This window comes from Thiopseudomonas alkaliphila, from assembly GCF_001267175.1.
In the GTDB taxonomy this organism is placed as follows: Bacteria; Pseudomonadota; Gammaproteobacteria; order Pseudomonadales; family Pseudomonadaceae; genus Oblitimonas; species Oblitimonas alkaliphila.
Map to the genome: position 1 here is coordinate 519,796 of NZ_CP012358.1, position 22,938 is coordinate 542,733.

Here is a 22,938-nt window from a genome sequence, read left to right on the forward strand (position 1 = left end):
CTAACTGAGTTCGAATCTAGAGAGTTACCGACTAAAGCAGGGGGCGCTGCAGGGATGAAAAAAACAACCTGCGGTGGCTGTGTTAGAATTTGTGGCTTTTAATCGTAACGTACTGGAATACAACTCATGTTAGGAATGTTTCGTGCATATCGCGAGCGCGGCTGGCGAGAAATTAGCCCTGCCGAATATGCCCATTGCTGGGAACAATGGGGCGGCAGTGTGATCACTCATCCGCGTATTGTTGAGCGCTTAGCTTTGCTGGCCGAAATTCCGGTACGTTATTTAGGCTGGCCGGCCACTGGACAGCTGCAGGCGGCGATTCCAACATGGGGGCAGCATTTGGCGTTAGCTAAAGCGGTGCTCAAGCGTAAAGGCAAGCGTGGCTTATATGATTTAGGCAACGCCGAAGTCATTTTACCTATGGCCGCTAATGCTCAGATTGACTTGCGCTTTAAGGCAGAAAACTTGTCAGAGCGCAGTGCAGCGCAGATTAAACAAGCGCAGGCTCATCCCTTTGGTTTAGCGCTGGCTCGAGCGCCTGAAGATTACAGTAAAAAATTTCGCTATAACCAGCGCCGTGAACTGCGTCTACTAGAAGAAGCCGGCGGGCAAATCCGTGACATACAGCAGCTCACTCCGGTCGAGCGGGCCACTATTTATAGCCAGCTATTTGAACAGCGTTGGTCTTTTGATGTGCCCGGTAAACAGCACCTCAGTGAAGTATTTACTTTGTTGGATGAGTTTATGGCTGGATCGGTGTTGTATTTAGCGGAGCAACCGATTGCGATTCAAATTCTATACAAGGTGCAGTCACCTCAGTGGATCAGTGTTGAGTACGTCAATGGCGGCGTTGCGCCAGATCATAAGGACTTCAGTCCAGGCAGCGTGTTGAGCTTTATCAATACCCAAGCCGAGTGGCAATTAGCCAAGGCAGCCGGTAAAACGCTGCGCTATTCTTTTGGCCGTGATGAGCAAGCCTATAAGCAGCGTTGGTGCCATTCTTCAGCTATTTATTTCACCCGCTAAGGTGGTGTTATGTCGAGTAAAAAACAACAGTTACTCCAGCAGTTTCGGCGTAAAAAACGCCTTAGTTTGTTATTGGTGCTGACAGTTTTAGTACTACTCAGTGCGTTCTATAGCCTGTGGTTGCTGCCGTTAGCTTTAGTACTGACGTGGGTCATCCATGAGGCTTGGTTTGCCGATCACTTGTTTTACTCGCCGCGCAGTGATTATCACTACCAGTTTCCAGAGTATAGTCAGCAACTGGCCTGTCAGTTACAAGATGGCAGACTGCAGTTAGCACAGGCGTTGCCCGAGTCAATTGGGGCAGGCAGTACTTTGGTACTTGCAGTTCATTTACGCAGCAGCTGGTTAGGTCGCCTATTTGATCCAGTGCTAACTGTGGGCTGCGATCGACAAACGTTTGAGCGGGGAGCCTGTGGGGTGCGCTATTTGAACTTAACAGGACAGCTCTTTGAGCTGGTTGAGAAAGGCTTGCCGCTGAGTACGCGTTTTTGTCAGGTACAGCAGCATGGACCTATCGTGGCTTGGCCTGCTCGAAGTTTTAAGCCACGCCGGATCATGCTGATTGCCCCCCATGCCGATGATGCCGAACTGGCTGCCTTTGGCTTATACAGTCAAGCCGCAGATGTTTCGTTGGTGACTTTAACTCAAGGTGAGATAGAGGCAGAAACCTATCAGCAATTGGGTTTAGCTCCTGAAGCAGCTGCTAAACTCAAAGGGCGCTTGCGTAGCTGGGATAGCATGGCCATTCCTCTATGGGGTGGAGTACCCACCAGTCATTGTGTACAGCTGGGCTATTATTGCTTGCAGTTACAAGCAATGCAGCAGCAGCCAAGCCAAGCATTTGGCTCTAAAGAGTCTGGCGAGGCAGATACCCGTAGCGTACGCCAGATGAATGCCTGCCGATTACCAAGCGATGCAAACGGGGTGCCCAGTTGGGAAAACTTGATTGCCGATCTTACACAGCTTATCGCTGATTTTAAGCCAGAGCTTATTGTTACCCCACACCCAGAGCTAGATCCCCATGGCGACCATATTGCTGCGACTGCTGCCGTGCAAGAGGCGCTAGCTCAGCAAGCTCATTCGGTACAGGCCTTACTGCTATATGCTAACCATTTAGCTGACAATGATCGCTGGCCGATGGGCAATGCAGGAGAAGGTGTTGCCTTGCCGCCAGTAACCGATGCAGCGTTACCCGCCGATGAGCTCTGGAGCTATGTACTAAGCGTGGAACAACAGCTAGATAAAGCATTGGCACTAGCGATGCAGCATGATTTGCAAGGGTCATTGCCGTTGAAAAAACGTCTGCGTCGAAACCTGCAAAAGCTATTGCTGGGTCGTCGTTGGCCTGTTACTGGTGATAATGAGTTTTTTCGTAAAGCTGTACGGCGGCACGAACTGTTTTGGGTGAGGCCGTTACAGCAAACAAGTCCGCATGATTAAACACGCTGCTTATTTTTGCCGCGGAATACCATAACGCTGTCGCCGTTCCCACAAGCACTTACGACTAATACCGAGTTGTTTAGCTAACTCGGTTTCGGTCATTTGTTGCTGATTATTGATTACAAACTGATAAAAGTAATCGTCTAGGGATAAGTTGTCAGCAGGAGACGGTTCAGATGTGGCACTTGCCTCAAGATTGCCAGCTTTAGCTGGGGGTGACCACTCGATACCCAGTAAATCAGGAGTAATCTGTGGCTCATCACATAGAATGACTGCTCGCTCAATAGCATTTTCTAGTTCGCGCACATTGCCAGGCCATGGATAGTTTTGTAACAGCTGCAATGCCTCAGGGCTGAAGCTTAAGGCCGCTGCATCGGTTTTAGCTAGCTGCTGCTGCAATAGCTTTTCTGCCAGTTCGATCACATCTGACCCGCGTTCGCGTAGTGCAGGAATATGCAGCGCAATCACATGCAAGCGGTAATACAAGTCTTCACGAAAGCTTCCCGCTTGAGCCCGCGACTTAAGATCGCGGTGAGTGGCAGCCATAAAGCGGACATCGACCTTAATTGAGTTAACCGAACCAACGCGCCGCACTTCTCCTTCTTGAATTGCACGTAATAACCGTGCTTGAGCTTCTAACGGTAACTCACCAATTTCATCCAAAAATAAAGTGCCGCCATTGGCTGCCTCAATCAATCCGGCACGGGCTTGATTAGCACCAGTAAAGGCGCCTTTTTCATGGCCAAACAGCTCTGACTCAATCAAAGACTCGGGAATAGCTGCGCAGTTGACATTAATTAATGGCCCCTGAGCGCGTTTGGAGTGTTCGTGGATGGCTCTGGCAACAAGCTCTTTACCAGTGCCTGACTCACCTAAAATCAAAACATTGGAATCAGTTGGTGCCACTTTCATGATTTTGTTAAACAGTGCCTGCATCACCGCACTGCTGCCAATAATGTTCAGTTTACTGGCAAGGCTGGAGTTTGCTGTTTCAGGGGAAGTCGTGAGGCGGTCTTGAGTTTTTACTGGGCTATTGGCTTCTTGTAAAATACGCGCAACAGTACTGAGCATATCGTCATGGTCAAAGGGCTTAGCAATGTAATCGACCGCTCCTTGGCGCATTGAGTCAACCGCTGAGCGTAAACTAGCGTAGCTAGTCATAATCAATACCGGCAGATCTTTTGCAATCTCAATTAAATCAGTGCCTGGCGCGCCAGGTAAACGCAAGTCGGTAATAATTAATTGCACAGTCTGAGTATTAAGCAGCGCTTGAGCTTCAGCCACGGTACCTGCTTCAAGAACGGAGTAATGATTTCGCTCCAAGAGCCGCTTTAGCGCCCGCCGAATAATGGCTTCATCTTCAACAATTAAAATAGACTGCATCACAACACTTTATACCTCAAAATTCACCGCCTGAGTAACAGGCAGTAATGGACTCGCGGTTAAGGCCGCAGGCAACTGAATGATAATTCGTGTGCCTTTTTGCTGCTCGGGTAGAGCAGGACTGATAATGTCAATTTTACCTTGGTGCTGCTCAATAATCGAAAACACCATTGCCATACCTAACCCTGTGCCTTGGCCAGGATCTTTGGTCGTAAAAAATGGCTCAAAAATTCGTTTAAGGTGCGCCTGCTCAATACCATGCCCCTGGTCCTCAACCTGCAATTCAATATAAGAGCCCTTCAGGCGCGAGCACAAGGTAATCCCCCCAAGAACAGGACTTGCATCACGGGCATTGCTTAACAGGTTAACCATAACCTGGACTAAACGTTGCTGATCACCCAAGACATTATGTTCAGTTGCACATAGATTAACAAAGTGCACCTCCTTGGCTGCTTTATTCAATTCCAATAGGCTAATGGCTTGCTGGCAAACCGCTCTAATAGAGCACGCGGCATAGGGCGTGATGGCATGTTGCTCACCGGCATGGGAGAAGTTCATCAAAGATTGCACAATAGCCGTTATACGCTGGGTCTGCTCTAAGATAGCCTGGCTGTTTTCTAGAATTTCTGGGTCATTGGCATAATCGGCCAGCTGGTTTTGGGCTAAGCAGGCAATGCCGGTAACCGGGTTACCAATTTCATGGGCCACTCCAGCAGCTAAGCGCCCGATAGAGGCTAAACGCTCCGCATGCTCTAAATAACTTTCTAGGCGCTGGGTTTCAGTGGTGTCTTCAATCAGGAGTACCACGGCCTTGGCTTGATAGTGCTGGTTGGGCGAATCATCAATCGCTGCTTTGTGTAAATTTAACCAACGGGACTCATAGTTACTTTTAAGCGGATATTTATACCAATGAGCTTCTTGGCTGAGATAAAAGTTTAGCAAAATACTGCGCCATGGCTCATCTAGAGCGTCTAAGCGTGAGCCTATCACCCGTGAAGCGGCTATTCCGGTCATGACCTCAAGGGCTTTATTCCAAATAAAAATTTCCTGATCTTTAGCCAGTGAGCAAACACCCAAAGGCAAATCTTGCAAGGTTTGTCGGTGAAAGCGACGTAAGGTATCAAGTTCTGCAGCTAAACCGGTTAGGCGTGACTGGTAGTCTTCTAAGCGTGATTCAATTAGATGCAGGTCTTCACTACGAAAGCTGTGGGCTTGTTTTTTATAGGGAATAAAACTGCTAATAATTTCTTGTGCAATACTGGGGCCCATCAAGCTAGATAGATTCACTTGCAATTGCTGGCGTAAGCGGCGTAAGGCAAAAGGACGTTGTTCATCGTAGCTGTATTCCAGCTCACGTAAGGCCTGCTCCAGCTCTCGTTGAGCGGTGACCGCACCTAAGGGTTTGGCCAGTGCGGTGGCAAAGTCTTGTGCAGAGCTTGCCTCTAATTCGCTATGCAAATGCTGGCGCGCCTGATTGATGCAACAGGTTTCGGCCGCTAGCGTTTCTTCAACGCTACGACTGCTAAATAACGAGACGCCGGCAAAGGTTAGGGTATTAACCAGCAAGGCAAAAATAGCAGCTAGGTGCCAGCTATTGCCGGTAATAGAATCCGAAAAATTAAAATGACCTAAGCCTAGTTGTTCTAAAGGAATAAAGGTAGGTAGCAGCAAACACACAAACCACGTGATTAAGCCTAAGGTCACTCCAGCAATAAAACCTTTTTTATTAGCCGCAGGCCAATACAGGACTGACAGAGCAGCGGGCAAGAACTGCAGGGAAGAGACGAATGAAATTAACCCCAACTGGGAAAGACTGTGTCTTGCTTGTAACAATAAATAAAATACAAAAGCCAGCATTAACAGCGCAATAATTAACCAGCGTCTTGCGCCACGCAACCAGCGATAAATATTAGTGGTGTGTTTAGGCTGATAAAGCGGCAGTAAAACATGGTTTAGCAACATGCCGGATAACGCTAAAGTTAGTACAATAATCAAGCCGCTCGCTGCCGACAAGCCGCCGGTGTAAGCCAATAAGGCCAGCATTGGTTGCTCTAAGTGAATTCCTACCGCCAAAGTAAAGTACTGTGGCTCAGCGGCTAAATTAAGTTTTAACCCTGCCCATAAAATAATCGGAATCGGTAAGCTCAGTAAGAGCAGTAACAAAGGGACGCCCCAGCTGGCAGTATTCATTGCCCGCGGATTTTTATTTTCGGTAAAAATCATGTGATACATGTGTGGCATCACAATTGCAGCGGCAAAAAATATCAACAATAAGGTGCGCCAAGGACCATCTTGTAATGGGGTATGTAGGGCGTTTAGTTGAGCTTGATGGGTGTGTAGCCAAGTCTCTAATCCAGAAAGCCCACCCAGTACTTGAAACAGCAAATAGCCGCCAATCAACAGTAAAGCGATGACTTTGAGTAAAGACTCAAAGGCCATAGCAAAGACTAAACCTTCATGTTTCTCCCCTGAAGCCACCTGCTTGGCACCGAACAAAATGGCAAATAAGCCAATTGCGATACAAAAAATTAACGCTGATGCCAAGGGTGGTAATTGTGGGCTTAGTAATTGAATGCTTTCAGCAACAGCTTGAATTTGTAGAGCTAACAGCGGTAAGCAACCTATCAGTAAGCCTAAGGTAGTCAGTGTGCCTACACCTTGGCTACGATAACGAAAGGCAAACACATCGGCTAATGAGGTTAACTGATACTTGCGGGCTAACTGTAAAAATGGATGCAGTAGAACTGGAGATAAGAAAAAAGCGCCAGAAATACCCAGATAAATCGCCAAGTAGCCATAACTGTATTGATGGGCTAGCGCCACCGAGCCATAAAATGCCCAAGCACTGGCATAAACTCCCAGAGATAAGACATAAATGGCTGGGTGTTGTTGAATCTTTTGCGGAATCCAGCCCCGTTCGCTGATCCACGCCACGCCAAATAAGCAGCCTAAATACACCAGGCTAATCAACAGTAGCTGATAAAGGCTAAAGTTCATCGTGTTTTCTATGGGGTTGCAAAAAGAAGGTCATCACGATTAAGCAAAACCACAAAATAAAGGGTCGATACCAGCTATTGGTGTTGCTTGCAGTCCACCACTCCATAATCGCTGGGGAAAACAAATACATGCTTACCACCAACATAAGCACTAATCGATGCAGATACATAGTTTGCCTAATTTTGTTGCATTAAACAGAAAATGAAGCTGTCACTTAAAGTAACAATTATTGATTCTTGGGCACAGACTAAGGCGGAACTAAGCAGGGCGCGATTAGACGTATTAACTAGCTAAACCTAAATTTACCCCCTAGAGTATAGAGAGTAACTGACGCAGAAATTACAGGAGTAAGCATGCAAACAAAATCAACAGATGTACTAATCATTGGTGCAGGCACTGCTGGCTTATATGCTTTGAGAGAAGTTAAGCGCGCTAAAAAAGACTATTTAGTCGTCGATACAGGGCCGCTTGGCACCACCTGTGCCCGGGTCGGCTGTATGCCCTCTAAGGTGTTACTGCAAGTAGCACAGGAAAACCAAGCGCTACAGCAACTAGTGCAGGATCAGGTCATTACAGCAAAGCCACAAGCGATTAATGATCAAGCCGCACTCAAGACGGTGCGCCAGTTACGTGACCGATTTGCCACGGGGGCAGCACAAGGTGCTCAGCGCGCAGCAGGTGAACACTTGATTATTGGCAAGGCATCGTTTTTATCACCTAATCGGGTGCAAGTGATGACTGCCGAGGGCCAACAGGTGATCGAGGCGCATTCCATAATCTTAGCCACTGGCTCCAGTCCTGTAGTGCCTGGTTTTTTATCTGCAGTGGCTGATCGCATGTTAACGACAGATGCTGTATTTGAGCTCGAACACCTGCCTAAGCGCTTAGGTATCATGGGGCTAGGTGCCATCGGCCTAGAGTTGGGCTTAGCCCTAGCACGCTTAGGTGTGCAAGTGACTGCAGCCGATATGGCTGATCAATTAGGCGGTATTCAAGATCCCACTATTGCTCAGGCAGCGCAGAAAATTTTCTCCAATGAGATGGATATCTGGTTAGGTCATCCAGCAGAGATTGAGCGTACCGAGCACGGGGTGCTACTCAAAGCTGGCAATCAAGCGGTTGAGGTGGATCAATTGTTGGTGGCATTAGGGCGCAAGCCAAATCTAGCTGAGCTGGCACTGGAGAAAGCAGGGCTACCTGTAGATGAAAAAGGAGTACCACTCTTTGATCCGCATACCATGCAAATTGGCGACACACGTATCTTTATTGCTGGCGATTTAAATGCTGATCGAACTCTGATGCATGAAGCCTGTGATGAGGGAGCAATTGCTGGTTATAACGCCAGCCGTACAGCGGTTACTGCTTTTGAGCGTAAAGTACCTTTAGCGATTGCCTTTACTCAACCAGATATTGTGAGTGTGGGAGCAAGTTTTCACTCATTAACTGCAGGCAATTATTTGGTGGGTGAAGCCAAAGCAAATGGGCGAGCAATTATTAAGCACGATGAGCAAAGTCTGATTCGCCTGTATGCGGACTCCCATTCTGGCAAGCTGCTCGGTGCCAGCTTATTGGGTGTCGATACGGAACACCTTGGGCACTTTTTAGCGCTAGCGATTATGCAGCAGATGACAGTTGCAGATTTGCTGCAGGCACCGTATTACCATCCAGTAGTTGAGGAGCAGCTGCAAGCGGCGTTACAAGATTTACTAAAACAGCTACCGCAACTGCAAACAGGCTTACCTTTTGGATTAACCCAAAAAAGTTAAGTGCACTAAGCTGGCGCTTAAAAATAAGCGCCAGCTCTTCTTAGGAAGTCCAAGGCTGTTGATCAATCAGCACCGAACACCAAGTGAACTAATCTCTAGTTCAGCACTCAATGCTGTGCTTATCTTTAGTAGTTCACAAATTTGCGCTCAATTTAAGTTAAGCTAGACAGGCTGAGTAACTGTTAATGTATGAAATCTTTTACTTACACCATGTCTATTAGAATTTAAGGAGTGTACATGACGCCTGAAGATGATCAGCAGCTGGTAGAGCGCGTTCAAAAAGGCGATAAGCGCGCTTTTGATTTGCTGGTACTTAAATACCAGCATCGAATTTTAGGGTTAGTAGTGCGCTTTGTGCATGATCCACATGAAGCACAGGATGTTGCTCAAGAAGCTTTTGTAAAAGCTTATCGGGCCTTAGGAAACTTTCGAGGTGATAGTGCGTTCTATACATGGCTATATCGAATCGCTATAAACACCGCAAAAAACTACTTGGTTTCACGTAATCGACGTCCACCCAGTAGTGATGTGGATGCGGGGGACGCTGAGTTTTTTGATGGTGATCACGCGCTGAAAGATATTGAAAGCCCAGAACGTATGATGCTGAGGGATGAGATCAAGTCAACGGTACAACATAGCATTAGCCAGCTACCAGAGGACTTGCGAGTAGCTCTCACTTTGCGTGAGTTCGAAGGATTAAGTTATGAAGACATTGCTACGGTTATGAAATGTCCCGTTGGAACGGTACGGTCACGAATTTTTAGAGCCAGGGAAGCAGTAGATAAGGCGCTACAACCTTTATTGAATAATGAAGCTTGACGAGTAATCGGTTGAGCAGGAGTGAGAGTAAATGAGTAATAAAGAAAGCTTGCAGCAAGCGTTATCTGCTTTGTTGGATAATCAAGCAGATGACTTGCAGTTGCAACGAATACTTCAATCCCTAGATGACTCAGAAGTACGTGAGACCTGGGTGCGCTATAATGTGGCACGCGATGCAAGTCTAGCTGCAGATGCACAGTTTGCAGGTGTCGATCTCTCTGCAGGCATCAAACAGGCGATCGAGCAGGCTGAAGATAGCTTAGATACTCAAACCTCTGAGCAACCAGCCGCTCGCTCAATGCCTGTTTTTGGTCGTTTAAGCAAAGTCGCGATTGCAGCCTCAGTGACCTTAGCGGTATTGGCTGGTGTGCGTTTTTTCAATCAGAGTGAATTAGCTTCCACAGAGCTTACGGCAGATGCTGGTGAGCCAATGGAAATGCTTGAAGCTGTGGGCATGCCTGGACAAACCTCCGAGTTAACCAGCTTTAATGAAAGCAAACATAGCCCAGTGGCAGAGGCCTTAGAAGGTGAGGGTAACTGGCATAATGATCGTCTGCCAGAGTATTTACGCCGCCATGCCCAGCAAGCACCTGCTCACGCCGATACCGATACCCAAGTAACGCCAGTTAATACCGCACAAGAGTAACCTCAGCATGAAATGGCTATGGGCTATCAGTATCCTGTGTATGACTAATAGCCCTGTGCTTTTAGCCGATCAAGCAAAAGACCTTACTTCCGAACAGTTGGCTTGGTTAGCGCACGCGCAACAAGCCGCTGTTCATACCAGTTACAGTGGCCACCTAGTCTATGAGCGCAAAGGCGTATTTGCTACCTACGCCACTCATCACTTGGCTCAGAATCATGGCTTTACCCAACGCATTGTTCGGCTAGATAATGCCCAGTATGAGTTGCTACGTAATCAGGAGGGTGTTTTGTGCAGTTTTTCAGAAACCAGCACGCAAACACCTTTTTATTTGTCTGACTGGCCAAGCAGCCTCGCGAGCTTACAACATATAGAGCAGAACTATCAGTTAAGCTGGGGGGAAGAAAGCCGAATTGCTGGCCGCCCAACCTATAGCCTCAACTTTGCCGCAAAAGATTCTTATCGCTACTCCATGCAACTCAAACTGGATCAACAAACGGGGGTTCCCTTACAAACCTTGCTGCTTAATAACCGCCAACAGCTGTTAGAGCGCACGCAGTATGTATCATTCGCTCCTGGCCAACCTGTTCCCAGTGCACTGCAGGCCTCAGCTAACTGCAGTCGCCAAACAGTGCAACAAAACTCGCATTCAGATAGCGTATGGGATCCTAAATGGGTGCCAACAGGTTTTGTTAAAGTGCAAAGTAGCGCTTTTCAAGTAGCAGGTAAAACCAATACCTACAACCGTAGTTACAGCGATGGTTTAGTACACTTTTCTGTATTTATTGAACCTAATCATTCGCGGGTTCGCTTGCCAGAAGTTAAAAAGTCACGCACTTTAGGCCCCACTGCGTTAGTCAGCTTATCTGGCTGTAAGCACGTTAAACCACCAGTGGTCATTACGGTTATAGGGGAGTTGCCGATGTTAGCTATAGAGCGTGTTGCGCATTCTGTATGTCCTAAAGGTAAAGGTCTGAACAGTGATTAAAGAGCAGGGCACAATTATTGCAACCGATGCCGTCAATCAAGTGGCTTGGGTTGCGGTACAAAAGCATACAGCCTGTGGAGCCTGTAAGGCTCGAGCAGGTTGCGGCCATGGTAAATTAGCCGATTTATTGCAAACAGCTAACAGTCCACAGGTAAGCACCCTTAATCTTCCTTTAAACTCCAACCAATATTTTACTCCAGGGGATACCGTCGAAGTGGCTATTCCCGAGCAAGGGTTATTGTTGGCTTCTGTTCTGGGCTATTTGCTGCCATTGCTTGGGCTATTGTCAGGCTTACTAACGAGTGCTGCATTCGATGCCTCAGAGCCACTGATAATTCTTTCAAGTTTTTTCGGGCTCTTTGCAGGCTTGCTGCTTGCTCGTATGATAAGCAATCGGTACATGCGGCGGGGCACGCTTGCTCCGCAACTTAGCAAAAGTTCTTCAATTACTAATTTAAGTTAATCTGATCGACGTTCTTATCATTTAGGAGTGTTAAATGAGCAAAATGAAAACGTGCATTGCCGCGGTATTTTCAGTCTTTTTATTGAGCAGCAATGTAACTCTAGCTAAAGAACTGCCTGATTTTACTCAGCTGGTAGAGCAGTCCTCCCCAGCAGTTGTAAATATCAGTACGCGGCAAAAAGTTAACACCCAGGCGCAGCGAGCACCACAGCATTTAATGCCAGACCTCGAAGGTTTGCCGCCCATTTTCCGTGAATTCTTTGAACATAGTTTCCCGCAGCCACGCCAAGCGCCACGCGGTCAGCAACCACAAGCACAATCTTTAGGCTCTGGTTTTATTATCTCGCAAGATGGTTATATTTTAACCAACAATCATGTGATCGATGGGGCTGACGAGATTTTAGTTCGCCTATCAGATCGCAGCGAGTTACAAGCTAAGCTAATTGGCGCTGATCCTCGCACTGATGTGGCGCTGCTTAAAGTAGAGGGTAAAAATTTACCTGTGGCTAAAATCGGTCAGTCGAACGATCTAAAGGTGGGTGAGTGGGTATTGGCCATTGGCTCACCTTTTGGTTTTGAACACTCGGTTACCAAAGGCATTGTTTCAGCTAAAGGTCGTAGCCTGCCCAACGAAAACTATGTGCCTTTTATTCAAACTGATGTTGCAATTAACCCAGGTAATTCTGGTGGCCCTTTATTTAACCTTAAAGGTGAGGTGGTGGGGATTAACTCACAAATCTTTACCCGTTCAGGGGGATTTATGGGGCTTTCCTTTGCGATTCCTATGGATGTAGCAATGGGTGTTGCCGAGCAGCTAAAAGCTGAGGGTAAAGTGAATCGTGGTTGGTTAGGTGTCATTATTCAAGAAGTGAATAAGGAATTAGCTGAATCCTTTGGTTTAGATAAGCCCGCTGGTGCTTTAGTGGTGCAGATTTTAGAAGATGGCCCTGCAGCTAAAAGCAAGCTACAAGTAGGCGACATTATTTTATCCGTAAACCAGCGAGCAATTACTTTATCTTCAGATTTACCGCACTATATTGGCACTTTAAAAGCAGGCGATACCGCCAAGCTGGAAGTGTTACGCTCGGGTAAAAAACAAAATATTGCAGTTAAAGTGGGTGGCTTGCCTGAAGAGGGAGCAGCACAAGCTAGCGCTGCTAAGCAAAGCAGTAATAGCCGCTTAGGTATGAGTGTGCAAGACTTGACCAAAGAGCAATTAAAGCAGCTGGAAATTACGAGTGGCGTGGTTGTGAATCATGTTGAACAAGGTCCTGCGGCATTAATTGGATTGCGTCCAGGTGATGTTATCACACACTTGAACCAGCAAACCATTGAGTCAGCTAAAGCCTTTAGTAAAATCGTCGCTGAGTTACCTGCCGGCAAATCATTGTCGATGCGAGTGCTACGTCAAGGGCGAGCCAGCTTCATTTCATTTAAATTATCTAAGTAATTGATAACACTCTAAAAAGCGGCTGAATAAGCCGCTTTTTGGTTTTTCTGGTTCGCATTTGCGAACAAAGGTGACGAGCGCTAGTTAAATCAAGTAAACTTAGCCCTATTTTTCGGCCAGCATCAGGTTGGCGCTACTTATTTTTGGTGAAGTTCTGTGAGTGACTTGAGTCATATTCGTAATTTTTCAATCATTGCCCATATTGACCACGGTAAGTCTACCTTGGCAGATCGATTCATTCAGATTTGTGGCGGCCTTAGTGAACGTGAAATGGCCAACCGCGTGTTGGACTCCATGGACCTTGAGCAAGAGCGTGGAATCACCATTAAAGCTCACAGTGTGACCTTAGGTTATACCGCAGAAGATGGTAAAACCTATCAGCTAAACTTTATTGATACGCCAGGCCACGTTGACTTTAGCTATGAAGTTAGTCGCTCATTAGCAGCCTGTGAAGGCGCATTATTAGTAGTCGATGCTGGACAGGGGGTTGAAGCTCAGTCAGTGGCTAACTGTTACACCGCCATTGAGCAAGGCCTTGAAGTGATGCCGGTGTTAAACAAAATTGATTTACCCCAGGCTGATCCTGAGCGGGTACAAGAAGAAATTGAGCACGTCATTGGAATTGATGCAACGGATGCCGTGACCTGTAGCGCTAAAACCGGACTAGGAGTAGAAAACGTTATTGAGCGTTTAATCAAAACTATTCCTGCTCCAGAAGGTGAAATTAATGCACCACTACAAGCCTTGATCATCGACTCTTGGTTTGATAACTACTTAGGCGTCGTTTCTTTAGTGCGCGTCAAACACGGTCGCGTGAAAAAAGGCGATAAAATTTTAGTGAAGTCGACGGGTAAAGTTCACCAAGTTGATAGTGTTGGGGTGTTTAATCCTAAACATACCAATACGGCTGAACTTAAAGCCGGTGAGGTTGGCTTTATTGTTGCGGGTATTAAAGAAATTCAAGGCGCACCAGTTGGTGATACCTTAACCTTATCTAACACACCTGAAGTAGAAATGCTGCCCGGATTCCAACGGGTAAAACCTCAGGTTTATGCCGGTGTATTCCCAGTTAGTGCCGATGACTTTGAAGCCTTTCGTGATGCTTTAGAGCGTTTAACCCTCAATGATGCCGCGCTACAATACGAGCCCGAAAGCTCGGAAGCTCTTGGTTTTGGTTTCCGGATTGGCTTTTTAGGCATGTTGCACATGGAAATTATTCAAGAGCGTCTCGAGCGTGAGTACGATCTTGATTTAATTACTACTGCACCAACGGTTGTATTTGAAACCGTGATGAAAAATGGCGACATTATTTATGTCGACAACCCTTCCCGGATGCCTGATCCTGCCAACATCCAAGAAATGCGGGAACCGATCGTTAAAGCCACGATCCTAGTTCCTCAAGAGCACCTTGGTAGTGTGATTACGCTCTGCGTTGAAAAGCGTGGGGTGCAAACTGACATGCAGTTTATGGGAAATCAAGTGCAAGTCTGCTATGACCTTCCTATGAATGAAGTGGTGCTTGATTTCTTTGACCGACTAAAATCAGTGAGCCGTGGTTACGCCTCACTTGACTACGCTTTTGATCGTTTCCAAGCAGCGAATTTATCGCGCTTAGATATTTTAATTAATGGCGAAAAAGTCGATGCATTGGCGCTGATTGTGCACCGTGATATTGCTGTTAGTCGTGGCCGTCTACTGGCCGAAAAAATGAAAGACTTAATTCCGCGGCAAATGTTTGATGTGGCCATTCAAGCGGCTTTAGGTGGACAAGTGATTGCCCGTACCACAGTTAAAGCACTACGTAAGAACGTACTGGCCAAATGTTATGGTGGGGACGTTAGCCGTAAGCGTAAACTGTTAGAAAAACAAAAAGCAGGTAAAAAACGCATGAAGCAAGTAGGTAACGTAGAAATTCCACAAGAGGCATTCTTAGCTGTGCTAAGAGTGGATGATTAATGCACATTGATTTTCCCTTGCTCTTAACCCTTGCGGTTATTATTACTGGAGCATTGGCATTAGTTGATAAGTTCTACTTTGCCAAGCGCCGAGAGCAAGCAGTTGAGCGTTATCGGCAGTCGGTAGCGACAATTGCGCCAGAAACCTTAGAGCAGTTGACTAAGCAACCCGCTGTACTTGAGTTTGGGCGCTCATTATTTCCAGTGCTGGCATTTGTTTTTGTATTGCGCTCATTTTTATTTGAGCCGTTTCAAATTCCCTCAGGCTCGATGATTCCCACTTTACAAGTAGGGGACTTTATTTTAGTGAATAAATTCTCCTACGGAATTCGCTTACCAGTGATTGATAAAAAGCTGATTCCGGTCGGTGATCCGCAGCGTGGCGATGTTATGGTGTTTAAGTACCCAGAAGATCCACGAATTAATTACATTAAGCGGGTAGTTGGGGTGCCAGGTGATCACATCGAATACACCTCAAGCAAGCGCTTGGTAATTAATGGCCAATCAGTAGCTGAGCAACTCATTGGCTCAGAGCCTGGCAGTTTAGGTAGTGCTAAAATTTACGCTGAATCCTTAGGGCAAGCAGAGCACCAGATTCGCAAAGAAATGGATCACTACCGAATTGAGCCAAGTCGTGAGTGGACAGTGCCTGAAGGGCACTATTTTATGCTTGGCGATAACCGTGACCGCTCAAAAGATAGCCGTTATTGGGATGATCCCCATATTAGCCCTGAGTTACAAGGTATGGTGCCAGATCATTATATTGTGGGCAAAGCCTCAGCCATTTGGATGACTTGGAAAACGCCAAAATTTAGCCATTTACCGAGTTTTGAACGCGCCGGTTTTATTCAATAATTGTGGCTCGCTGCTGCAGGCTACAGTAGCGAGCACCTCCTTCCGTTTTATTTAACAATACGTGTGTATTTCTAGTGAGCAACTCCCTACAAAAGCTACAAACTAAACTTGGCTACGAGTTTAATGATGCTGCGCTACTCAAAATTGCGCTAACTCACCGCAGTTATGCGGGAAAAAACAATGAACGCCTCGAATTCTTAGGCGATGCAGTTTTAAACTTTATTGCAGGTGAAGCCTTATTTAAGCGCTTTCCTGAAGCGCGCGAAGGACAGTTATCACGTCTACGCTCTCGCTTAGTTAAAGGCGAAACCTTAGCTATTCTGGCTAAGGGCTTACACCTAGGCGATCATTTATTGCTGGGTTCTGGCGAGCTAAAAAGTGGTGGGTTTCGTCGTGAATCTATTCTTGCCGATGCAATGGAAGCCATTATTGGAGCGATTTATTTAGATCGTGGTATGACAGCCGCTGGTGAGCGCATTTTGTTTTGGTTAGAGCCGCACTTTGAAACTTTAACGTTAGTTGATACCAATAAAGACCCTAAAACTAGACTGCAAGAACTTTTACAGTCTAGAGGCTGTGAACTGCCTAATTATGAAGTGATTAATATTCAAGGCGAGCCGCATTGTCGTGTATTTGATGTAGAGTGTAGCGTAAGTCTCTTAACTGAAAAAACCTATGGTCAGGGTGCTAGTCGCCGAATTGCAGAGCAAATGGCAGCAGAAGCTGCATTAACTGCGTTAAATCTTGAGAAAGGGGCAAAGCATGAGTGAGTTACGCTGTGGTTATGTCGCCGTGGTGGGGCGTCCAAACGTAGGAAAATCTACGCTGGTCAATCATATTTTAGGGCAAAAATTAGCCATTACCTCGCGCAAGCCGCAAACCACTCGGCAAAACATGCTTGGCATTAAAACCGAAGGTAACGTACAAGCAATTTACGTAGATACCCCCGGCATTCACCAAAACACGGTGACTGCCCTGAACAACTACATGAACCGCGTAGCCCAGCAAGCGCTACGTGATGTTGATGTGGCGCTGTTTGTGGTGGACCGGATGCGCTGGACCGAAGAAGACGAACTGGTGTTTAATCGCATCAAACACCTTAGTTGCCCATTAATTGTGGCGGTTAACAAAGCTGATCGCTTAGAAGATAAAACACAATTACTTGAGCACTTGCAGTGGCTGTCAGAAAAAATGCCCAATGCCGAGATTGTGCCAATTTCGGCGTTGCATAATCAAAACCTGGAGCGTTTAGAGCAGTTGGTTAATCAGTCTTTGCCAGTGAGTCCTTTTTATTATGCAGAAGAGCAAATTACTGATCGCTCCAGTCGTTACCTTGCGGCTGAATTAGTCCGCGAAAAAATCACCCGTCAGCTGGGGGCTGAACTGCCTTATCAAGCAACCGTTGAGGTGGAAGACTTTAAGTATGAAGGACGTATTTTACATATCCATGCGCTGATTTTAGTGGAGCGGGATGGACAAAAGAAAATCCTGATTGGTGAGAAAGGTGAGCGGATTAAGCGCATCGGCCAAGAAGCGCGAAAGGATATGGAGGTCCTATTTGACAGTAAAGTCATGCTGAATTTATGGGTTAAAGTCAAAGGTGGTTGGTCGGACGATGAGCGCGCGCTACGCTCGCTGGGTTACCTCGACTAACCCATGCATGCCTATGTGTTGCACTCACGGCCTTACAAAGAAACCAGCGCCTTGCTCGATGTGTTTACCGAGCAAGGACGACAACGGGTAGTATTGCGTGGGGCAAGGCGCAGCAAAGGGCATAAAGTGCAGCTATTTAGCTTATATGCCATTGAGTGGGCAGGGCGCAGCGAATTAAAAACCCTAACTCAGTTTGATAGCCTTGAGTTTACGCCACCACTTATCGGCGAGCGATTATTTTGCGGCTTTTACCTTAATGAACTATTAACTCGCTTATTACCCGAGCACGACGCTTACCCAGTCTTGTTTGAGCTTTATCAGGTGGCTCTTTTCGCGCTACGTGAACAGCAGCCCATTGAGCCGATATTACGGCAATTTGAGTGGCAGTTAATTGTGCAACTAGGTTATGGCTACTCATTAACTGAAGACAGTGACCAGCAACCGTTACAAGCTGAACAGTATTATCAACTACAACCCGATGTGGGCTTTTGTGCAAGCTATCCTCACCAGCAGCATTATCTCGGAGCTGATATTTTATGCTTATCCGAGGCTGACTGGGAGAAACAACACACCTTGCGCGTGGCCAAGCGTTTAATGCGCCAGACCTTAGCCTTTCACTTAAAAGGTCAGCCTATTATTAGTCGCGAGTTTTTTACTCGACCATTATGAGGAACAGATTATGAATCTTAAGCAGCGTATTTTACTGGGTGTAAACATTGACCATATTGCCACTGTTCGCCAAGCCCGCGGCACCAGCTACCCTGATCCAGTTAAAGCCGCGCTTGATGCCGAGCAAGCCGGAGCCGATGGCATCACCATCCACCTGCGTGAAGATCGTCGACATATTCAGGATCGTGACGTAAAACTGCTAAAAGCAGTAATGCAAACCCCAATGAACTTTGAAATGGGGATCACCGAAGAAATGCTGCAAATGGTAGAGCAAGTTAAACCCGCGCACGTTTGCTTAGTACCAGAAACCCGTGAAGAGCTAACCACTGAAGGCGGCTTAGATATCTTAGCCCAAGAGCAGCGAGTGCAGCAGGCGGTAGAACGCCTAACTAATGCTGGCTCAATCGTTTCAATTTTTATTGATCCAGAAGCCGAGCAAATTCAAGCCGCTGCACGTGTAGGCGCCACCACTATTGAGCTGCATACTGGCCGTTACTCTGAAGCAAACTGTGTGGCTACACAAACTGCAGAACTTAAGCGTATTCAAGCAGCGGTTAAAGCAGCGCAAGCACAGGGATTGATCATTAATGCGGGGCACGGCCTGAATTATCACAACGTAGAGGCCATTGCCGCGATCCCTGGCATTAATGAGCTAAATATTGGCCATGCCATTGTTGCTCATGCGCTATTTGTAGGCTTTGCTCAAGCTGTGAGTGAAATGAAACAGTTGATCACTGCTGCAGCTCAAGCTTAAGTCACTAGGGCCACCAAGTCTTTTAGTGACCAGTTATAGAGTTATAGTTTTAATACCGACTCTAAATAGGCATACTAGGCTTATCTGAAACTGACTTGGTGGTCTTATTATGCAAACAGTACCGCGTAAAGTTCGCGAATTTAAACGCCGTGAACAAGAAATTTTAGATACAGCGCTGAGTTTATTTTTAGCCCATGGTGAAGATAGCGTCACCGTGGAGTTAATTGCTAATACCGTTGGGATAGGTAAGGGCACTATCTATAAGCACTTTAAGTCAAAAGCTGAGATTTATTTGCGCCTAATGCTCGACTATGAGCGCGATCTTAACGCCTTATTTCAGTCTGAAAGTGTTGCCCGTGATAAAGAAGCTTTGTCGCGAGCTTATTTTGGTTTTCGCATGCGTGACCCACAGCGCTATCAGCTGTTTGATCGGCTGGAAGAAAAGGTCGTCAAAGGTCAGCAAGTGCCTGAATTGGTAGCCGAACTGCATGCTATCCGTGCCTCAAACTTTGAGCGCTTAACCGATTTAATTAAAGATCGGATTAATGAGGGCAAGCTCGAAGATGTGCCCCCGTATTATCACTATTGCGCGGCCTGGGCCTTAGTCCACGGCGCAGTAGCACTTTATCATTCGCCATTCTGGAGTAATGTTCTGGAGGACCAAGACGGTTTTTTCCAATTCTTAATGGATATTGGGGTGCGCATGGGTAACAAGCGTAAGCGTGAACACGACTCCAAGCTTGAAACAGAAGAATCTTAAGATCAGAGGTGAACATGAGCCAGTTGTTTCCTATTGAGTACATTGAGCCGGTGTTTCGTCCACCGAGTGAGGCCAATTCGTTAATTCTGCCGGTAACCAATGGTTGTTCATGGAATAAGTGCACTTTCTGTGAAATGTACACTGCGCCGCAAAAAAAATTTCGTGTACGAGATGAAGCGCAAGTCATTGAAGAAATTAAGCGCACCAGTGAGCAGTACCAAGTACGACGAATCTTTTTAGCCGATGGCGATGCCATGGCGCTTTCAACCCGGCGCTTAGTAACGATCTTAGAAGCTATTCGCCAATATATGCCTGAGGTGGAACGGGTCAGCAGTTACTGCTTGCCGAGTAATTTGAAAAACAAGTCCGTGGCAGAGCTCACAGAACTAGCTGAGCTGGGCCTAACCATGGCCTATGTTGGCTGCGAATCTGGAGACGATGAAGTACTACGTTTAGTCAATAAAGGCGAAACCTTTGCTAGCTCTGAAAGTGCCTTAAATAAACTCGGCGCTGCAGGGATTACCCGCTCAGTAATGATTTTAAATGGACTCGGTGGGCAACGCTTATCAGAGCAACACGCTACTCACTCGGCGCAGCTAATGAATGCTACCCAGCCAGAGTATGTATCCACGCTGGTGGTTAGCTTTCCTTTAGGCGAACAGCGCTTTCGCAGTGAATATCCCGACTTTCAACCCTTAACCCAGGTGCAACTTTTTCAAGAGCTTGAGTTATTTTTAAGCACGCTCAATTTACAGCAAACCGTATTTCGTAGCGACCACGCCTCCAACTATTTGGTGCTAAAAGGGGTGCTTGGAAAAGATCAAGCGCGCTTATTACACCAAGTGCGTCAAGCGATTGCCCATCCAGAACAGGCACACTTACGTCAAGAGTGGCAACGAGGACTCTAATCATGGCCAATACGCTGAGCTTGCAACAACTCGCCGAGCAATTAGAGCAACAGACCGAAGCGCCTGCGATTAACCAATGGCAACCCGCTGACTGTGGCCCTTTAGCCATGCGGATTGATCACCGTGGCCAATGGTTTTACCAGGGAGAGCCAATTCGGCGGGAGGCTTTAGTCAAGATCTTTAGCGATATTTTGCGCAAGGAAGGTCAGCATTATTATTTAGTAACGCCAGTAGAAAAATTTCAAATTCAAGTGGATGACTTACCCTTCATTACACAAGAGCTAGAAGTGAAGCAAGACCCAATAACCCAGCAGCAGCTACTGGTTTTAACCTTAAACCACGGGCTTAGCGTTACCCTCAGCCAAGCACAACCACTAATATTTGCGCCTAATGCGGAAGGTGATCTTTTGCCGGCAGTGTATGTGCAGCGCCAATTGTTAGCGCGTTTACATCGCAATCATTATTACCAGTTAGCTGAACTTGCTGAGCCAGCTGACTCCAACGCAGCTCAGGACTCAGAGCAATGGGGTGTATGGAGTAGCGGCCAATTTTTTCCGCTGATGCCGGCTGACCCTTCAGCCAATTTTAATCTCTAGGTAAAGCGTGCAGTTTATGTCAGAAGCATTAGTTATCGAAAACCTAAAAAAGGTGTATGGCAACGGCCATGTTGCCCTAAAAGGTATTGACCTTACCGTGCAAGAGGGCGATTTCTTTGCCCTGCTAGGTCCCAATGGGGCAGGAAAATCCACCACTATCGGCATTCTTTCGACCTTAGTGAATCCCAGTAGTGGTCGGGTCAAGGTGTTTGGTCACGACCTAGCCACTGACCCTTCGGCAGTTAAGCGCTGCCTAGGTCTAGTGCCTCAAGAGTTTAACTTCAACCAGTTTGAAACAGCCTTTAGTATTTTAGTTACTCAAGCAGGCTACTACGGTATTGCCCGTAAAACAGCGGTAGCACGTGCCGAAGCCTTACTTAAGCAGTTAGGCCTATGGGATAAACGTGATACCGCCTCACGCATGCTCTCTGGCGGCATGAAACGCCGGTTAATGATCGCTCGCGCGCTGATGCATGAGCCACGCTTGCTGATTCTTGATGAGCCAACAGCAGGGGTAGATATCGAATTGCGTCGCTCGATGTGGGAATATCTGACCGAGCTGAATCAACAGGGCACGACGATTATTTTAACTACTCACTATCTAGAAGAAGCTGAGCAACTGTGCCGCAATATAGCCATTATTGATCAGGGCGAAATTGTTCAAAATACCAGTATGCGCAAGTTGCTTGATCAGTTACGGGTAGAAACTTTTATTTTAGATTTAGCCCAGGCGCAAACTAAAGCCCCAGAACTACAGGGTTATCCCTGCCAATTAACCGATGCCCAAACCTTAGAAGTGCAGGTCGATAAAATTATGGGCATTACTGGTTTGTTTACCCAATTGGCCGAAAAAAATATCGAGGTGATGAGCTTACGCAACAAAAGCAATCGCTTAGAAGAGCTGTTTGTGTCCTTAGTTGATAAGCATTTAGAGGAGAAAAAACATGCAAACTGAGTTCGCATCTAACTGGATTGCCTTAAAAACTATTGTTTACCGCGAAGCACGCCGTTTTCTTCGAATTTGGCCGCAAACGTTATTACCTCCGGCTATTACCATGGTGCTGTATTTTGTTATTTTCGGTAATTTAATTGGCAGTCAAATCGGCGATATGCGCGGCTTTAGCTATATGCAATATATTGTGCCCGGTTTGATTATGATGTCAGTGATTACTAACTCGTACAGTAACGTGGTATCGAGTTTTTTTAGTGCTAAGTTTCAGCGCTCGATCGAAGAGATTTTAGTCTCACCGGTGTCTCCGCATACGGTATTGATCGGCTTTGTTTTAGGCGGTGTGATGCGTGGCCTGCTGGTAGCGGTGATTGTGACCTTACTGTCACTATTTTTTACCAAACTCACGATCACTAACCTATGGATAACCATCGTTGTGATTTTCTTTACCGCGACGGTATTTGCCTTAGGTGGCTTTGTTAACGCGGTGTTTGCCCGCAACTTTGATGATATTTCAATTATTCCCTCGTTTGTTCTAACCCCTTTAACCTATTTAGGTGGGGTGTTTTACTCGATTGACTTGCTCTCGCCATTTTGGCAAAAGCTGTCGCTGGCTAATCCAATTTTGCACATGGTTAACTCCTTTAGATACGGCATTTTAGGAGTTTCAGATATTAATATCTGGACCGCTATCAGCCTGATGCTAGTGACCACTGCTTTATTGTATGTATGGTGTATTCGCCTGCTAAAATCAGGCCGCGGCATGCGTCAGTAAACGTGACTTAGATAAACTCACTAAGCATAAAGTCACACAATTGGGTAAAAAGTTTGCAAGTTAAAATAGGGGCGTGCAAAATACGCCCT

General features: G+C 46.5%; 21 protein-coding genes. 19 read left to right on the top strand and 2 right to left on the bottom strand.

All coding sequences use genetic code 11. The annotated features are described in order from the left end of the window. Positions 1–126: 126 nt before the first annotated feature. A complete protein-coding gene (locus AKN87_RS02550; protein WP_053102353.1) occupies positions 127–1,026 on the top strand; it encodes a GNAT family N-acetyltransferase in 900 nt (299 codons plus the stop codon). Between the two features lie 9 nt (positions 1,027–1,035). Next, complete coding sequence (locus AKN87_RS02555) at positions 1,036–2,466, top strand: PIG-L deacetylase family protein (protein WP_053102354.1); 1,431 nt, start codon at positions 1,036–1,038, stop codon at positions 2,464–2,466. A gap of 9 nt (positions 2,467–2,475) precedes the next feature. On the opposite strand, the gene AKN87_RS02560 is transcribed toward AKN87_RS02555, so the two are convergent. Both AKN87_RS02560 and AKN87_RS02565 read right to left on the bottom strand, forming a co-directional pair. Next, the gene (locus tag AKN87_RS02560; protein WP_053102355.1) at positions 2,476–3,849 is read right to left on the bottom strand and encodes a sigma-54-dependent transcriptional regulator; all 1,374 of its coding nucleotides are present in this window, start codon (positions 3,847–3,849) and stop codon (positions 2,476–2,478) included. Positions 3,850–3,858: 9 nt separating this feature from the next. Further along, the gene (locus AKN87_RS02565; RefSeq protein ID WP_053102356.1) at positions 3,859–6,846 is read right to left on the bottom strand and encodes a sensor histidine kinase; all 2,988 of its coding nucleotides are present in this window, start codon (positions 6,844–6,846) and stop codon (positions 3,859–3,861) included. A gap of 353 nt (positions 6,847–7,199) precedes the next feature. Here AKN87_RS02565 and AKN87_RS02570 point away from each other — a divergent pair, with 353 nt between their 5' ends. The 17 genes from AKN87_RS02570 (at position 7,200) to AKN87_RS02650 (ending at position 22,849) form a co-directional block, all read left to right on the top strand. Continuing rightward, entirely contained in the window at positions 7,200–8,612 is a 1,413-nt protein-coding gene (locus AKN87_RS02570; protein WP_053102357.1) for a dihydrolipoyl dehydrogenase, read from the top strand. A 237-nt stretch (positions 8,613–8,849) separates the two neighbouring features. Further along, positions 8,850–9,431, top strand: coding sequence for an RNA polymerase sigma factor RpoE (rpoE, locus tag AKN87_RS02575; protein ID WP_053099519.1), 582 nt, complete (start codon positions 8,850–8,852; stop codon positions 9,429–9,431). Positions 9,432–9,462: 31 nt separating this feature from the next. Next, on the top strand, positions 9,463–10,077 hold the full coding sequence (locus AKN87_RS02580; RefSeq protein ID WP_053102358.1) for a sigma-E factor negative regulatory protein: 615 nt from the start codon (positions 9,463–9,465) through the stop codon (positions 10,075–10,077). A gap of 40 nt (positions 10,078–10,117) precedes the next feature. Continuing rightward, complete coding sequence (locus tag AKN87_RS02585) at positions 10,118–11,062, top strand: MucB/RseB C-terminal domain-containing protein (protein WP_158487685.1); 945 nt, start codon at positions 10,118–10,120, stop codon at positions 11,060–11,062. Continuing rightward, a complete protein-coding gene (locus AKN87_RS02590) occupies positions 11,055–11,525 on the top strand; it encodes a SoxR reducing system RseC family protein (protein ID WP_053102360.1) in 471 nt (156 codons plus the stop codon). The genes AKN87_RS02585 and AKN87_RS02590 overlap by 8 nt, the downstream gene beginning before the upstream one ends. A 34-nt stretch (positions 11,526–11,559) precedes the next feature. After that, the gene (locus tag AKN87_RS02595) at positions 11,560–12,975 is read left to right on the top strand and encodes a DegQ family serine endoprotease (protein ID WP_053102361.1); all 1,416 of its coding nucleotides are present in this window, start codon (positions 11,560–11,562) and stop codon (positions 12,973–12,975) included. A 156-nt stretch (positions 12,976–13,131) separates the two neighbouring features. Next, the gene (gene lepA / locus AKN87_RS02600) at positions 13,132–14,931 is read left to right on the top strand and encodes a translation elongation factor 4 (RefSeq protein ID WP_053102362.1); all 1,800 of its coding nucleotides are present in this window, start codon (positions 13,132–13,134) and stop codon (positions 14,929–14,931) included. Continuing rightward, the gene (gene lepB, locus AKN87_RS02605) at positions 14,931–15,785 is read left to right on the top strand and encodes a signal peptidase I (protein ID WP_053102363.1); all 855 of its coding nucleotides are present in this window, start codon (positions 14,931–14,933) and stop codon (positions 15,783–15,785) included. The genes lepA and lepB overlap by 1 nt, the downstream gene beginning before the upstream one ends. Before the next feature lie 74 nt (positions 15,786–15,859). After that, entirely contained in the window at positions 15,860–16,555 is a 696-nt protein-coding gene (gene rnc, locus AKN87_RS02610) for a ribonuclease III (protein WP_053101852.1), read from the top strand. After that, on the top strand, positions 16,548–17,438 hold the full coding sequence (era, locus tag AKN87_RS02615) for a GTPase Era (protein WP_053099527.1): 891 nt from the start codon (positions 16,548–16,550) through the stop codon (positions 17,436–17,438). The genes rnc and era overlap by 8 nt, the downstream gene beginning before the upstream one ends. 3 nt (positions 17,439–17,441) lie before the next feature. Beyond that, positions 17,442–18,107: a DNA repair protein RecO gene (gene recO, locus AKN87_RS02620; RefSeq protein WP_053102364.1), complete on the top strand. Its 666-nt coding sequence runs from the start codon at positions 17,442–17,444 to the stop codon at positions 18,105–18,107. A gap of 10 nt (positions 18,108–18,117) precedes the next feature. Next, positions 18,118–18,861, top strand: a complete 744-nt coding sequence (gene pdxJ, locus AKN87_RS02625) for a pyridoxine 5'-phosphate synthase (RefSeq protein WP_053099529.1) — start codon at positions 18,118–18,120, stop codon at positions 18,859–18,861. Between the two features lie 109 nt (positions 18,862–18,970). Beyond that, positions 18,971–19,621, top strand: coding sequence for a TetR/AcrR family transcriptional regulator (locus AKN87_RS02630; RefSeq protein ID WP_053102365.1), 651 nt, complete (start codon positions 18,971–18,973; stop codon positions 19,619–19,621). A 14-nt stretch (positions 19,622–19,635) separates the two neighbouring features. After that, entirely contained in the window at positions 19,636–20,529 is an 894-nt protein-coding gene (locus tag AKN87_RS02635) for a radical SAM protein (protein ID WP_053102366.1), read from the top strand. Between the two features lie 2 nt (positions 20,530–20,531). Beyond that, positions 20,532–21,125 (top strand): DUF1285 domain-containing protein, encoded by a 594-nt coding sequence (locus tag AKN87_RS02640; protein ID WP_053099532.1) that lies wholly within the window; start codon positions 20,532–20,534, stop codon positions 21,123–21,125. Positions 21,126–21,141: 16 nt separating this feature from the next. Further along, positions 21,142–22,080 carry an ABC transporter ATP-binding protein gene (locus AKN87_RS02645; protein ID WP_053102367.1) on the top strand — a complete coding sequence of 313 codons (939 nt, stop codon included), beginning with the start codon at positions 21,142–21,144 and terminating at the stop codon, positions 22,078–22,080. Beyond that, a complete protein-coding gene (locus AKN87_RS02650) occupies positions 22,070–22,849 on the top strand; it encodes an ABC transporter permease (protein WP_053099534.1) in 780 nt (259 codons plus the stop codon). Before AKN87_RS02645 ends, AKN87_RS02650 begins: the two co-directional genes overlap by 11 nt. Positions 22,850–22,938: the final 89 nt, after the last annotated feature.